Here is a 281-nt window from a genome sequence, read left to right as displayed (position 1 = left end):
TTAACATTGAACCTCCTTTGGATATGTATAAAATTCTTCTACCAAGTAACAAACTATTGATCAGAGATGGTGGAGAAATCGTACCATCAAACCTCGTATTTTCCTGCAGCCGATATGGTGTCGGCAATTGTTGCTCTGACTGTAATAATGTCAAATGGCTCAAAGTTGGTTAGTCGGATCAGATCATTACGCAACTGCCGCAATGTACTGCCGGATGCAAGGTTGGCAATAATTTCCATTGCCGTCTGCACCACCCTGGTCATTGACGAATGGATGAAAGC

General features: G+C 42.7%; 1 protein-coding gene. It reads right to left on the bottom strand.

Annotated features, from left to right (window positions below):
- Positions 1–86: 86 nt before the first annotated feature.
- Positions 87–281, bottom strand: a 195-nt coding sequence (locus ACYQ8U_RS23410) for a hypothetical protein (protein WP_459947953.1), incomplete at its 5' end; no start/stop codon positions are given.

The organism is Desulfocastanea catecholica, from assembly GCF_054657295.1.
This window is presented reverse-complemented; position numbering and strand designations above follow the sequence as displayed.